Source organism: Spiribacter sp. SSL99 (assembly GCF_009805925.1).
Classification (GTDB): domain Bacteria; phylum Pseudomonadota; class Gammaproteobacteria; order Nitrococcales; family Nitrococcaceae; genus Spiribacter; species Spiribacter roseus.
Window position 1 is genome coordinate 51,822 of record NZ_MAOM01000011.1, and the last position, 13,457, is coordinate 65,278.

The 13,457-nt window shown below is 68.0% G+C and carries 11 protein-coding genes; 4 read left to right on the forward strand and 7 right to left on the reverse strand.

Going from position 1 to position 13,457, the window contains the following annotated elements:
* Positions 1-89: 89 nt before the first annotated feature.
* Complete coding sequence (locus BA899_RS02085) at positions 90-695, forward strand: superoxide dismutase (protein WP_148121694.1); 606 nt, start codon at positions 90-92, stop codon at positions 693-695.
* Here BA899_RS02085 and BA899_RS02090 read toward each other — a convergent pair.
* Genes BA899_RS02090 through metH form a run of 5 tightly spaced genes read right to left on the reverse strand, consistent with a single transcriptional unit; the run spans position 667 to position 8,318 of the window.
* On the reverse strand, positions 667-1,356 hold the full coding sequence (locus BA899_RS02090; RefSeq protein WP_159299578.1) for a DUF2334 domain-containing protein: 690 nt from the start codon (positions 1,354-1,356) through the stop codon (positions 667-669). The genes BA899_RS02085 and BA899_RS02090 overlap by 29 nt on opposite strands.
* Positions 1,353-3,608 (reverse strand): sulfotransferase, encoded by a 2,256-nt coding sequence (locus tag BA899_RS02095; protein ID WP_159299579.1) that lies wholly within the window; start codon positions 3,606-3,608, stop codon positions 1,353-1,355. The genes BA899_RS02090 and BA899_RS02095 overlap by 4 nt, the downstream gene beginning before the upstream one ends.
* Positions 3,609-3,932, reverse strand: coding sequence for an HPF/RaiA family ribosome-associated protein (locus BA899_RS02100; protein WP_110882544.1), 324 nt, complete (start codon positions 3,930-3,932; stop codon positions 3,609-3,611).
* Positions 3,933-3,972: 40 nt separating this feature from the next.
* Positions 3,973-4,557: an invasion associated locus B family protein gene (locus tag BA899_RS02105; protein WP_159299580.1), complete on the reverse strand. Its 585-nt coding sequence runs from the start codon at positions 4,555-4,557 to the stop codon at positions 3,973-3,975.
* Between the two features lie 59 nt (positions 4,558-4,616).
* Positions 4,617-8,318 (reverse strand): methionine synthase, encoded by a 3,702-nt coding sequence (gene metH, locus BA899_RS02110; RefSeq protein ID WP_159299581.1) that lies wholly within the window; start codon positions 8,316-8,318, stop codon positions 4,617-4,619.
* Positions 8,319-8,404: 86 nt separating this feature from the next.
* On the opposite strand from metH, the gene BA899_RS02115 reads away from it, so the two are divergent.
* The gene (locus tag BA899_RS02115; protein WP_144347817.1) at positions 8,405-8,752 is read left to right on the forward strand and encodes a hypothetical protein; all 348 of its coding nucleotides are present in this window, start codon (positions 8,405-8,407) and stop codon (positions 8,750-8,752) included.
* Positions 8,742-9,545: a M48 family metallopeptidase gene (locus BA899_RS02120; protein WP_159299582.1), complete on the forward strand. Its 804-nt coding sequence runs from the start codon at positions 8,742-8,744 to the stop codon at positions 9,543-9,545. Before BA899_RS02115 ends, BA899_RS02120 begins: the two co-directional genes overlap by 11 nt.
* On the opposite strand, the gene purU is transcribed toward BA899_RS02120, so the two are convergent.
* Both purU and ettA read right to left on the reverse strand, forming a co-directional pair.
* Positions 9,538-10,407 carry a formyltetrahydrofolate deformylase gene (gene purU / locus BA899_RS02125; RefSeq protein ID WP_159299583.1) on the reverse strand — a complete coding sequence of 290 codons (870 nt, stop codon included), beginning with the start codon at positions 10,405-10,407 and terminating at the stop codon, positions 9,538-9,540. The two genes, BA899_RS02120 and purU, sit on opposite strands and share 8 nt — an antisense overlap.
* Positions 10,407-12,074, reverse strand: coding sequence for an energy-dependent translational throttle protein EttA (gene ettA, locus BA899_RS02130; protein WP_159299584.1), 1,668 nt, complete (start codon positions 12,072-12,074; stop codon positions 10,407-10,409). Before ettA ends, purU begins: the two co-directional genes overlap by 1 nt.
* 116 nt (positions 12,075-12,190) lie before the next feature.
* Here ettA and glyA point away from each other — a divergent pair, with 116 nt between their 5' ends.
* The gene (glyA, locus tag BA899_RS02135) at positions 12,191-13,456 is read left to right on the forward strand and encodes a serine hydroxymethyltransferase (RefSeq protein ID WP_159299585.1); all 1,266 of its coding nucleotides are present in this window, start codon (positions 12,191-12,193) and stop codon (positions 13,454-13,456) included.
* Position 13,457: the final 1 nt, after the last annotated feature.

Here is a 13,457-nt window from a genome sequence, read left to right on the forward strand (position 1 = left end):
CGATACTGGCCAAAATGGGACTGCGGGGGTACGATTTCGGGATCGGGCCGCAGCGGCCCCCGTCCTTGAAACCGCAAAAGGAGATCCAAATGGCCTTTACGCTACCGGATTTGCCCTACGACTATGATGCACTGGACCGCTCCATCGATGCGCGCACCATGGAGATCCATCACACCAAGCATCACAACACCTACGTCACCAAACTCAACGCCGCGGTGGAGGGGACCGAGCACGCCGATAAGCCGCTCGAGTCGCTGCTGACCGGTGTCTCGGCCCTGCCGACGGCGGTGCGCAATAACGGCGGCGGGCACTACAACCATTCGCTGTTCTGGAAGATGCTCTCGCCCAACGGGGGCGGCGCGCCCAATGGCGCGGTGGCCGATGCCATCAACGCGGCGTTCGGCTCGTTCGAGACCTTCCGCGAGACGTTCACCAACGCCGCACTGGGCCGGTTCGGCTCGGGCTGGGCGTGGCTGATCCACACGCCGGAGGGCCTCAAGGTCACCTCGACGCCCAATCAGGACAACCCGCTGATGGACGTCGCCGAGCAGCCGGGCCACCCGGTGCTGGGCATTGATGTCTGGGAGCACGCCTACTACCTGCGCTACCAGAACCGTCGCCCGGATTATGTCGAGGCGTTCTGGGACGTGGTGAACTGGGACGAGGTCAACCGTCTGCTGGCGGACGCGGGCTGAACCGCGCCAGATCCCGGTCCATGGCGCCCGCCAGCGGCAGCTGCGCATCATGGGGATGCAGCCCGATGCGCAGCCCCGCCGCCGGCGCGCGGCGTCGGTTGACGGCGTTGCTCACCTGCAGCGCCGCCTTCTGCAGGCGGTTGCCCGCCTCGTAGCCAAGCAGCGCCCGATAGCGCCAGCGCCCGTCGGCGCGTGAATGAATCCCCCGCAATGTCTCCACCAGGCTGAACGGCTGCTCGTCGAGGCGTCGCAGCGGCAGGGCGCCGAGCGCCCAGGCCGGCGGCACATAGAGCCCGTCGGGGGTCAGGTCATGCTGGCCAAACCAGGCGTGACAGCGCCGCATCAGCGCCAGGATGCCTTCGGCGTCCAGGCTCAGGTGCTCGGCCACGCGGCGCGAGATGAGCGCGCTGTGGACACGGTGCCCAATCCCACCGAAACCATCGATGGCGTGGCGCCAGCCGTGGCCGGCCAGCGGGTGGCCGTCGGCCTGCCAGCGCTGCAGCTGGCTGATACCGGCGCGGTCCCAGTCGCGTCCGGGCACCACCAGCAGCGTGGGGGGCGGCCAGCCATGGCGCCGGCAGCGGTCGATCAGGGCCGTCACCGGGGTCAGGGTGTCGGGCATGACATCGTGAATGCTCAGACAGACGGCTGGGTGGCTCATGGCCGGATCAGCGCCTGCCATTCATCCAGACAGCGCCGGGTCATGGCGACCGCCTGGGCCCGGGCCGTCGCGGCACAGTCGGCAAGGGCCGCCGGGGGTTCGCTGAAAAGCCGCTCCAGGGCCTGTTCGACCGTCTCGTCGGCGGCCATCACCCGCAGACCCGGCGCAAACTCCGGCCAGTCGGCAATCCCGCAGCCCGGCGAGACCAGCGTCACCCGCCCGCGGGCCATGGCTTCGAGGGCGACCGTGCCGAACGCCTCGACCTGTGAGGGCAGGACCAGCAGGTCGCTGGCGTCGAGTGCGCTGAGCAGGGCGCCACGATCCAGCCAGCCCAGGTACTCGAGGTTGTCGAGCCGCGCGGCGGCCGCCTGGACGGTGCCGCGCTGCGGGCCGTCGCCGGCGATGCGCACCGTGCACCCCGGGTGGGCCGCGGCGGCGTCAATCACCGATTCGACGCGCTTTTCCGCCGCCAGCCGGCCGACGAACAGTATCCGCCGTGGCGGGGTTTCGAGCGCTGCCACGGGTGTGTCGAGAAACGCCCGGGGGACCGGGGTATGGACGCGGACCGCGTGATGGGCGCCCTTGTCGCGGGCCAGCTGGTGCATGTGCGCCGAGTTGCTGACCACCACCGCGGCGCGCCGGAAGACCACCGCGTTGACCCGCGCCATCACCGCGCGGTTCAGCCAGCCCCGCAGTCGGCCCCAGTAAAGGGTGGCCAGCGCCTCGTAGTCGGTGTGCAGACCAAAGATGAGCCGCGCGCCCAGGCGTCGCGCCATCAGAGCGGCGAGTACGCCGTAGGGCCCGGGGGTGGCTACGATCAGCGTGTCCGGCCGCCAGGCCTCGAGACTGCGCCAGAACGCGCGTGGCGCCGGCACCGCGATGCGCTGGGTGGCATCGCCGGGCAGGCCGGTCTCGAACCAGTGGCGGCGGGGATGCGCCGGGTCGCCGGCGGCGATCAGGGCGATGTCACCGACGCTGTCGCGCAGATGTTCGATGAGATCGCTGTAGTAGGTGCCCACGCCATTGCGCTGGGGCGCGGCGTCCGAGACCACCAGTACCCGCGGACGAGGATCCATCGGCGTCGCCTCGTCGGCCTTGAGCGGTCGGGTGGCGGTAAAGTCGAAGGCCGCACGAATGTCGGCGAAGCGCTCGGCGATGGTGTCGGCGTCCAGGTCATGGTCGCCCAGGGCGTGACGGTGCCCCGAGCGATGCTGGCGTGCCCGTGCATCGAGGGTCTCGAGATGCCCGGCAAAGGCCGGGTCCAGGGGCAGGTCGAGGGCGGCATAGGTCTCGCGCAGGGTGGCGGCCAGGCCCTGGCGCTGGGCGGGCAGCGGGATCAGCACGGCGCGACCGGCGGCGCGTCGGGGCAGCACCGAGAGCAGTTCGGTATAGCCGAAATGCAGCTGCCGGAGCATGCGCCGGGCGAGGGCGCCGCGGTGGATGCGCCCATGCAGTGCCTCCAGCCCCGGGGCAAGGCTTGAGAGCTGCGACGAGACCACCTCGGCGGGATCGCGCAGGCAGGCGATGAAACGTGCATCCGGGAAGGCGGTCTGCAGCGTCGCCACCAGGGTCGCGTGGCTGGCGTTCTTGGCCAGATAGGTGCGTTGGCCGCCATGAAAGAACAGGTGGCGCTGGATGTTGCGCCGGTAGTGGCGCATCAGGCGTCGTTTTTCGGCCTCGGTGAGTGCGGCGTCGCCGCGGCCCAGGCGCCACAGTCGGCGGCTGTCGGGAAACGCCACCACCAGGATGAACGCCGACAGCCACGGTAGCAGGCTGAGATAGTCTTCCTCGGGCGCGCGGGCCGCGATGGGGTGGGCATCGGTGAGCGGCGCCAGAAAACGGCGGTTGAGGGCGCCGGCCAGGCGTTGCAGCGGCCGCCCCAGACGTCGGTCGAGGCGTGCCAGTCCGTGCCAGGCGTAGCGGTGGCTGATGGCCGGGGCGAGCAGGCATTCCCAGGTCTGCTGGGTGGTGAACCGGGGATCGTGGGCAAGCGCTTCATGCAGCGCCGTGGTGCCGCTGCGTGGCACCCCCAGAATGAAAACCGGACGCCGGACGGGCTGGCGCCGGTAGCGTCGGAAGAGCACTTCGTCGAGGCCCAAGCCCAGGGCGTAGTAGGCGAGGGCGAAGGGCAGGCCTCCTCCCAGCAACAGGGTGACCGCCCAGCGCCGCGGCCCGTTGCGCAACACGCCGTCGCGAACGGGGATCAGGCCCGAGCCGATCAGCCCGAGCCAGTCGGTGATGACGCGGATCACTCAGTGCCGCCGGACGCGATCATCCTTGCCGAAGTGGTGCGCCAGACTGCGGTCCAGCTTGCCGGCGGCCTGGTGGGCGGCGGTGTAGGCATCCTCGGCGACGGCTTCGGCCACCAGCGGGTCGCGGCCGCGCGGGTGGGCTTCGAGCAGGCAGTGCACATCATCGGCGCCGCCCTTGCCGGCGTTGTCGTCCTTGAAGTGCACCTCGATGCGCGTCAGGCGCTCGCCGTGCTTGCGCTCAACCGGCTCGAGCTTGTGCTGGACGTGGTCGCGGAGGGCATCCGAGAGATGCACCCCGTCGCCCGGGTTGATGATCAGTTCCATTGGAATCAGACCCTCCTCGTGCGTGAATGACAGGCCGGCTTCAGGGCCGGTTCTCGCGCAGCGTGTCGAGTGACGCACTGAAGCCAAGCAGCGACAGCGGGATCTCGACCTCGCGGTTCTGCGGATCAGCGATGGTCAGGGTGGCGCGCTCGCCGGCGCGCATGCGGCTGAGCAGGTCATCGCCGAGTTCGATGCTCGTGCGGCAGCCGGCCTGCAGGCAGATCTGCACCGCAAACCGCTCGGCCTCGCCGCCGTCAATACTCAGCGCGACGCCCGGCGGCAGCAGCATGCCCAGGGGCAGGTTGAACAGGGCCACCGGCCGGTCGGAATCCGGCGGGAAGCCGATCACCGCCTCGAGGACGGTCTGGTCGTTTTCCTGCTCGCTCACCTGCTGGTACATCTCGCAGAACTCGCCGGCGCCGAAGGCATCTTCGGGGGCCGGCTGGCAGCGCACGATCCAGTCCTGATTGCGCTCGCGGACTTCGGCCTGGGGCCGCTCCGCCTGTGGCTCGAGGGCGGAATCGGTCCCCTCGCTCTGGGCCCCTGTGGTGCCGGCGGTAAGCACCAGCAGCATCAGGCCGGACAGGGTGGCAAACAGGGCCGCGCGGGCAGTCACTCGGTTCATGATGTCTCTCGATTACCTTTTAGTGCCCCCAGTCTGCCGGACTGGTGCGTGCATGCAAATCAGCCTTCGTCCGGCTCGTAGCCGAGGTTGGGGGCGAGCCAGCGCTCGACCTCGGTGACCGGCATGGCCTTGCGCCGGGCATAGTCCTCGACCTGGTCGCGATAGATGCGCCCGACGCCGAAGTAGCGGCTGTCCGGATGGCCGAAATACCAGCCCGATACCGCGGCGGTGGGGAACATGGCGCGGCTTTCGGTCAGGCGCAGGCCGATCCGGTTCTCAACATCCAGCAGTGACCAGAGCCGGTCCTTTTCGGTGTGGTCGGGGCAGGCGGGATACCCCGGCGCGGGCCGGATGCCGCGATACTTCTCGGCGATGAGCGCGGCGTTGTCGAGGCTTTCGTCGGGCTGATAGCCCCAGAACTCGCGGCGTACCCGCTGGTGCAGCATCTCGGTGAAGGCCTCGGCCAGCCGGTCGGCGAGGGCCTTGACCATGATCGAGTTGTAATCGTCGTGGTCGGCCTCGAACCGGGCCACCGGTGCGTCGATGCCCAGTCCCGTGGTCACTGCAAAGGCCCCCATCCAGTCGGCGTGACCGGTCTCGCGCGGGGCGACGTAATCGGCCAGTGACTGGTTGGGTCGGCCGTCGGGCTTTTCATTCTGCTGGCGCAGATGATGCAACGTGGTCAGCACCTCGGTGCGGTCCTCGCCGGTGTAGAGCTCGGTGTCATCGCCGACGGCGTTGGCGGGGAACAGACCGAACACGCCCCGGGCGGTGAGCCACTTTTCGGCCACCAGCTGCTCGAGCATGGCGACGGCGTCGGCATGCAGCTTGCGCGCCTCCTCGCCGACGATCTCGTCGTCGAGGATCTTCGGGTACGAGCCGGCCAGTTCCCAGGCATGGAAAAACGGCGTCCAGTCGATGTAGTCGACCAGTTCATCGAGGGCGGGCTCGATTTCGTGGATGCCGGGCGCGACGGGCTGCACCGGGGTATAGGCCTGCCAGTCGATGGGCGTGCGATTGGCGCGGGCGGTCTCGATGTCCAGCCACTTATGGCGCCGCTGCCGGCCCTCGTGCTGTTTGCGCACGCGTTCGTATTCCTCGCGCAGGTCGGCGGCAAAGGCCTCGTAGCGGGTCTCGCTGACCAGGTTGCTGGCGACTCCGACGGCACGCGAGGCGTCCTTGACGTAGATGACGTCCTGGTCATACCGCGGGTCGATCTTGACCGCGGTGTGCACCCGCGAGGTGGTGGCCCCGCCGATCAGCAGGGGGGTGGACATGCCCCGGCGCTGCATCTCCTTGGCGACGTTGACCATCTCATCCAGCGACGGCGTGATCAGCCCGGACAGGCCGATGACATCGGCGTTGTGCTCGACGGCGGCATCCAGGATCCGCTCGGCGGGCACCATCACGCCCAGGTCGGTGACCTCGAAGTTGTTGCACTGCAGGACCACGCCGACGATGTTCTTGCCGATGTCGTGGACATCGCCCTTCACCGTGGCCAGCAGGATGCGCCCGGCGGGCTCGTCGTCGCCGCCACCATTCGCGGCCTTTTCCTCTTCGATGTAGGGCAGCAGATAGGCGACGGCCTTTTTCATGACCCGCGCCGACTTCACCACCTGGGGCAGGAACATCTTGCCCTCGCCAAAAAGGTCGCCGACCACGTTCATGCCGTCCATCAGCGGACCTTCGATGACCTCGATGGGGCGGTTGAACTGCTGGCGCGCCTCCTCGACGTCGTCATCGGTGTAATCGGCGATGCCCTTGACCAGCGCGTGCTCCAGACGCTTGGCCACGGGCTGCTCGCGCCAGGCCAGGTCCTCTTCCTTTTTCCGGCCGCCCTGGCCCTTGTAGCGCTCGGCCAGATCCAGCAGCCGCTCGGTGGCATCGTCACGCCGCGCCAGCACGACGTCTTCGACATGGTCGCGCAGCTCGGGATCGATGTCGTCGTAGACTTCGAGCTGGCCGGCGTTGACGATCGCCATGTCCAGCCCGGCGCGGATCGAGTGGTAGAGGAACACCGAGTGCATGGCCTCGCGCACGGCGTTGTTGCCGCGGAACGAGAACGACAGGTTCGACAGCCCGCCGCTGACCTTGGCGTGGGGCAGGTTGTTCTTGATCCAGCGCGTCGCCTCGATGAAGTCCACGGCGTAGCGGTCGTGCTCGGCGATGCCCGTGGCCACCGGGAAGATATTCGGATCAAAGATGATGTCTTCGGCCGGAAAACCGATCCGCCCGGTGAGCAGTTCATAGGCGCGCTGGCAGATCTGGATGCGCCGCTCGTAGGTGTCGGCCTGGCCCTGCTCGTCGAAGGCCATCACCACCACGGCGGCGCCATGGCGTTTGAGATCGGTGGCCTGGGCGAGGAACGGGGCCTCGCCTTCCTTGAGCGAGATCGAGTTGACCACGGACTTGCCCTGGATCCACTTGAGCCCGGCGATCATGGCGTCCCATTTGGAGGAGTCGACCATGATCGGCACCCGGGCGATCTCGGGCTCGGTGGCGATCAGCTTAAGGTAGCTCTCCATCGCCTCGGTGGCGTCGAGCATGCCCTCGTCCATGTTGACGTCGATGATCTGGGCGCCGCCGTCGACCTGGTCGCGTGCCACCTCGAGCGCGGTGTCGTAATCGCCTTCCATGATCAGGCGCTTGAAGCGTGCCGAGCCGGTCACGTTGGTGCGCTCGCCGATGTTCACGAACAGCGCGTCGTCGCCGATGTTGCAGGGTTCGAGCCCGGACAGGCGCATGGCCGGTTCGGGCGAGGGCACGGGCCGTGGCGGGATGCCGTCGACGGCCCGCGCCAGGGCGCGGATGTGCTCGGGCGTGGTCCCGCAGCAGCCGCCGATGATGTTGACGAAGCCGCTCTCGGCGAACTCCTTCATGATCCCGGCCATGAACTCCGCGGAGTGGTCGTACTCGCCGAATTCGTTGGGCAGCCCGGCGTTCGGGTAGATGGTCACGAACGTGTCGGCGACGCGGCTGATTTCCTGGACGAACGGGCGCATCAGATCGGCGCCCAGCGCGCAGTTGAGCCCTACCGTGAAGGGCTGGGCGTGGCGCACCGAGTTCCAGAATGCCTCGGTGGTCTGGCCCGACAGGGTGCGCCCGGAGGCGTCGGTGATGGTGCCCGAGATCATCACCGGCCAGCGCTCGCCCCGCTCGGCGAACAGCGCCTCGAGGGCGTAGATCACGGCCTTGGCGTTGAGGGTGTCGAAGATCGTCTCGATGAGCAGCAGATCGGCGCCGCCCTCGATCAGGCCCTCCGCGGCCTCGCGGTAGGCGACGGTGAGCTCGTCGAAGGTGACGTTGCGCTTGCCCGGGTCGTTGACGTCGGGCGAGATCGAGGCGGTGCGGTTGGTCGGGCCGATGGCGCCGGCCACCAGGCGCGGTCGATCCGGGGTTCGGGCCTCGGCTTCATCGCAGGCGCGGCGGGCGATCCGCGCCGCCTCGACATTGATCTCGCGGGCGAGGTGCTCGAGCCCGTAGTCGGCCTGGGCGATGGTGGTGGCCGAGAATGTGTTGGTCTCGACGATATCCGAACCGGCCGCCAGATTGTCGCGGTGGATCTGCTCGATGATATCCGGGCGGGTCAGCACGAGCAGATCGTTATTGCCGTTCAGGTCCCGGGGATGGTCGGCGAACCGTTCGCCCCTGAAGTCGGGTTCGGCCAGTTCGCAGGCCTGGATCATGGTGCCCATGGCACAGTCGAGCAGGTGGATGCGCTGGTTGAGCGCTTCCCGCAGTCGCTGGACGCGATCCGCCATCAAGTCGTCTCCGCATAGAAGGGTTGACCGGGCAGTATACGCCATCCGGCGCTTTACCCCAGCCAGTGGCGATGCATAATGCGGTCATGAACCACTGGATCGCACGCCTGCTGGCCTTCTGGTCGCTGACCTGGCATCTGCGCCGGCCGCCGCTGGCCCATGCGGATGCCGATGAGCGGGCGCGCTGGTGCCGGGATCATGCGGGGACGTTCGCCGGGCGCTGGCTGGGCCTGGGGGCAGTGCTGTGGCTGCTGTTCATGACGCCGTTCGTGGCGTTCGTGCCGCTCGGCATTGCCGGGGTGCTGGCGCTGGCGGTGGGCATGGCCACGCTGACCCGCCAGATCCTCGCCCAGCGCCGCGCGGGCCCGCCCCCCATCGAGCCGCCGGCGGACTTCCCGCGCCGCGACCACCACGACGACGCCGATGATCGCTAGCGGTTCACGGGCGCTGGCGGCCCTGGTGCTGGTGGCGTTGCTGAGCGCCTGCGCGACATCGCCCACCGGCCGGCCGCAGCTGCAGTTCATGCCCGATGCGCAGATCCGCAGCATGGGGGTCGAGGCCTACCGCGAGATGCAGGACGCCGAGCCCGTCCTCGAGGCGGGGCCGCGCGTGGCCCGGGTCGAGTGCGTGGCCGAGGCCATCATCCCCCAGGTGCCCGATGAGTACGCCGGCAATGGCTGGGAAGTCACGGTGTTCGAGAGCGATCAGGTCAACGCCTTTGCCCTGCCCGGCGGCAAGATCGGCGTCTACACCGGTCTGCTGGAGGTCACCGAAAACCCCGATCAGCTGGCCGCGGTGATCGCCCACGAAATCGCGCACGTCATGGCGGAACATGCCAATGAGCGGATGTCCACCGAGATGGCCACCGCGCTGGGGCTGGGAGCGCTGCAGGTGGCGGCTGGCGACGATCCGCAGCGCCGGCGCCTGATGGCGGTGCTGGGCGTGGGCGCGCAGGTGGGGATCATCCTGCCGTTCAGCCGCACCCATGAGTCGGAGGCGGACGAAATCGGCCTGGGGCTGATGGCGGATGCCGGGTTCGATCCGCGCGCCAGTGTCGCACTGTGGCGGAACATGGCCGATGCCGGGGATGAGGCGCCACCGGAGTTCCTCTCCACCCATCCCTCGGGCGAGACGCGCATCGCTGACCTGCGCGCCGAACTGCCCACCGCCATCTACCGCTACGAGCAGGCCCGTGCGGCGGGCCGCCGGCCGGATTGCGCTAGCTGAACACGATGGTGCGGTTGCGGTAGACCAGGGTCTGGCGTTGCAGGTGCGCCCAGACGCCGCGCGCCAGCACCAGCTTTTCAAGATCCTGACCCTTGCGCACCAGCGCCTTGATGGAATCGCGATGGGTGATGCGGGTGACGTCCTGGTCGATGATCGGCCCGGCGTCCAGGTCTTCGGTCACGTAGTGACTGGTGGCGCCGATGATCTTCACACCCCGGGCGTGCGCGGCGTGGTAGGGCCGGGCGCCGGCGAAGGCGGGCAGGAACGAGTGATGGATGTTGATGATCCGCTGCGGGAAGGCGTTGATCAGCGCCGGGCCGACGATCTGCATGTAGCGCGCCAGCACCACCAGGTCGATGCCGTGCCGCTCGAGCAGCTCGATTTCAGCGGCCTCCTGCTCGGCCTTGTTTTCGGGGCTGATCGCAAAGCAGTGAAACGGGATCCCGAACTGCTGCGCGACGGGGCGCAGGGTTTCGTGATTGCTGATGATCAGCGGGATCTCGACCCGCCACTCCCCGGACTGCCAGCGCGACAGCAGGTCATAGAGGCAGTGCGACATCTTTGAGACGAACAGCGCCAGGCGCAGCGGCCGATCCTGGTGATGGAGCTGCCAGACGGCGTCAAAGTGATCGGCGATGCCGCTGCGGAACGCCGCCTCAAACGCCTCGGCGTCCAGGGCGAATCCCTCGAGCTCCCAGCGCACGCGCATGAAAAACACGCCCTCGGCGCGGTCGACATGCTGGTCCAGGTCGACGATGTTGGCGCCGTGGGTGGCCAGAAACCGCGTGACCGCCGCGACGACCCCGGGGCGGTCGGGGCAGTGCATCAGCAGGGTGGCGGTACGCGCCCGGCGTTCGGCCATCAGCCGGCGAGCCTGCGGTACTTGATGCGGTGCGGATTCATGGCCTCGTCGCCGAGGCGCCGGCGCCGGTCCGCCTCGTATTCCTGGTAGTTGCCCTTGAAGAAGTTGACCTGGCTGTCGCCCTCGAAGGCGAGGATGTGGGTGGCGATGCGGTCGAGGAACCAGCGGTCATGGGAGATCACCATAGCCGAGCCGGGGAACACCAGCAGCGCCTCTTCCAAGGCACGCAGTGTCTCGACGTCGAGGTCGTTGGTCGGCTCGTCGAGCAGCAGCAGGTTGCCGCCACGCTGCAGCAGCTTGGCCAGATGCACGCGGTTGCGCTCGCCGCCGGAGAGTTCGCCGATGCGCTTCTGCTGATCCTGGCCCTTGAAGTTGAAACGCCCGACGTAGGCGCGCGAGTTGACCTCGTAGTGGCCCACCTGAAGCAGATCGTGGCCGTCGGAGATTTCCTCCCAGACGGTGCGCGTGTCGTCGAGGTGGTCGCGGCTCTGATCGACATAGGCCAGATCGACGGTGTCGCCCAGGCGCAGCTGGCCGGCATCGGGTGCTTCCTGGCCGACGATCATGCGGAACATCGTGGTCTTGCCCGCACCGTTGGGGCCGATGATCCCGCAGATCCCGCCCGCGGGCAGGGTGAACGAGAGGTCGTCGACCAGCAGCTGATCGCCGAACGCCTTGCGCACGCCATCGGCCTCGACCACGACGTTGCCCAGACGCGGCCCCGGCGGGATGTAGATCTCGTTGGTCTCGTTGCGGGCCTGGAATTCCTTTGACTGGAGCTCGTCGAACTGCTTGAGACGCGCCTTGTTCTTGGACTGCCGACCCTTGGGGTTGGAGCGGACCCACTCGAGCTCGGCCTGCATGGCCTTGCGGTGCGCGGCCTGTTCGCGGGCCTCCTGGGCAAGGCGCTTTTCCTTCTGCTCGAGCCAAGATGAGTAGTTGCCCTGCCAGGGGATGCCGTGACCGCGGTCCAGCTCCAGGATCCAGCCGGCGACATTGTCGAGGAAGTAGCGGTCATGGGTGACCGCCACCACGGTGCCCTCGAATTCGGCCAGAAAGCGCTCAAGCCAGGCCACCGACTCGGCGTCGAGGTGGTTGGTGGGCTCGTCGAGCAGCAGCATGTCGGGGTTGGACAGCAGCAGCCGGCACAGCGCCACGCGGCGGCGCTCGCCGCCCGACAGGGTGTCGACCGCGGCTTCCCACGGCGGCAGGCGCAGGGCCTCGGCGGCCTGGTCGAGCTTGCGCTCGAGATCCCAGGCATCGGCGGCGTCGATTTGGTCCTGGAGCTTGCCCTGTTCCGCCATCAGCGCCTCGAAATCGGCATCTGGGTCGGCGAACTGGGCGGAGACGGCGTTGAACCGGTCGATCAGGGCCTTGGTGTCGGCGACGCCGTCTTCAACGTTGCCGCGCACGTCTTTGGCCGGGTCCAGCTCAGGCTCCTGGGGCAGGTAGCCGATGCGGGTGCCGGCCTGGGCGCGGGCCTCGCCCTCGATCTCGGTATCCAGTCCGGCCATGATCCGCAGCAGCGTCGATTTGCCCGAGCCGTTCAGGCCGAGCACGCCGATCTTGGCGCCGGGGAAAAACGACAGCGAGATGTCGCGCAGGATGGGCTTTTTCGGCGGGACGACCTTGCCCACCTGATTCATCGTATAGATATATTGTGCCATCCCCTTAGTCTACGAACTCTCGGCCGCCGAGAGAAGCACCCAGTCAATGCACGCGAAAGGGAATTTCGCTAGACTGGCGGACTCACACCGGTTACCCCCACACGACGAGGACAGGCATGTATTCCACCGACATGAGTGTTGCCGGATTCGACCCGGAGCTGGCCGCCGCGATCGATCAGGAGCGCGACCGTCAGGAGACGCACATCGAGCTGATCGCCTCGGAAAACTACGCCAGCCCGCGGGTGCTCGAGATGCAGGGCAGCGTGCTGACCAACAAGTACGCCGAGGGCTATCCGGGCAAGCGCTATTACGGCGGCTGCCAGTACGTGGACATTGCCGAAAATCTGGCCATCGAGCGCGCCAAGACGCTGTTCGGGGCGGCCTACGCCAACGTCCAGCCGCACTCGGGCTCGAGCGCCAACCTGGCGGTGTTCATGGCGCTGGCCAAGCCCGGCGACACCCTGCTGGGGCTGAGCCTCGACCATGGCGGGCACCTGACCCACGGCGCCAAGCCGAATTTCTCGGGCAAGATCTACAACCCGGTGCAGTACGGCGTGACCTCGGACACCGGCGAGATCGACTACGAGCAGGTCGAGCGGCTGGCCCGGGAGCACCGCCCGACGATCATCGTGGCGGGCTTTTCGGCCTACTCGCGGGTTATTGACTGGGCGCGCTTCCGGGCGATCGCCGACGCGGTGGGCGCCTGGCTGGTGGCCGATATGGCGCATATCGCGGGGCTGGTGGCCACCGGAGTCTATCCCAGCCCGGTGCCCCATGCCGACGTCGTCACCACCACCACGCACAAGAGCCTGCGCGGGCCGCGCGGCGGGCTGATCCTGGCGCGGGAGAACCCCGACGTCACCAAAAAGCTGCAGTCGCTGATCTTCCCGGGCACCCAGGGCGGGCCGCTGATGCACGCCATTGCCGGTAAGGCCGTGGCCTTTCTCGAGGCGCAGGATCCGGGCTTCCGCGATTATCAGGAGCAGGTGGTCGCCAACGCCCGGGCCATGGCCGAGACGGTGATGGCCCGTGGCTACGATGTGGTCTCCGGCGGTACCGACAACCACCTGCTGCTGATGGACCTGGTCAACAAGGGGCTGACCGGCAAGGAAGCGGATGCGGCGCTGGAAGACGCGCACATCACCGTCAACAAGAACACGGTGCCCAACGACCCGCAGTCGCCGTTCGTGACCTCGGGCCTGCGCATCGGCACGCCGGCGATCACCACCCGGGGCTTCCGCGAGGCGGAGAGCCGCGAGCTGGCCGGCTGGATCTGCGATGTCCTCGATCACATCAATGACGAGTCGGTGCGCCGGCGCGTCCGCGAACAGGTGACCGACATCTGCAACCGCTTTCCGGTCTACGAAGCCCTGCAGGGCTGAT

What these genes read in the sequence shown, in the direction of transcription:
- BA899_RS02085 (WP_148121694.1), top strand. Translation starts at nt 90, where the DNA reads ATGGCCTTTACGCTACCGGATTTGCCCTACGACTATGATGCACTGGAC.
- BA899_RS02090 (WP_159299578.1), bottom strand. Translation starts at nt 1,356, where the DNA reads ATGAGCCACCCAGCCGTCTGTCTGAGCATTCACGATGTCATGCCCGAC.
- BA899_RS02100 (WP_110882544.1), bottom strand. Translation starts at nt 3,932, where the DNA reads ATGGAACTGATCATCAACCCGGGCGACGGGGTGCATCTCTCGGATGCC.
- BA899_RS02105 (WP_159299580.1), bottom strand. Translation starts at nt 4,557, where the DNA reads ATGAACCGAGTGACTGCCCGCGCGGCCCTGTTTGCCACCCTGTCCGGC.
- metH (WP_159299581.1), bottom strand. Translation starts at nt 8,318, where the DNA reads ATGGCGGATCGCGTCCAGCGACTGCGGGAAGCGCTCAACCAGCGCATC.
- BA899_RS02115 (WP_144347817.1), top strand. Translation starts at nt 8,405, where the DNA reads ATGAACCACTGGATCGCACGCCTGCTGGCCTTCTGGTCGCTGACCTGG.
- BA899_RS02120 (WP_159299582.1), top strand. Translation starts at nt 8,742, where the DNA reads ATGATCGCTAGCGGTTCACGGGCGCTGGCGGCCCTGGTGCTGGTGGCG.
- purU (WP_159299583.1), bottom strand. Translation starts at nt 10,407, where the DNA reads ATGGCCGAACGCCGGGCGCGTACCGCCACCCTGCTGATGCACTGCCCC.
- ettA (WP_159299584.1), bottom strand. Translation starts at nt 12,074, where the DNA reads ATGGCACAATATATCTATACGATGAATCAGGTGGGCAAGGTCGTCCCG.
- glyA (WP_159299585.1), top strand. Translation starts at nt 12,191, where the DNA reads ATGTATTCCACCGACATGAGTGTTGCCGGATTCGACCCGGAGCTGGCC.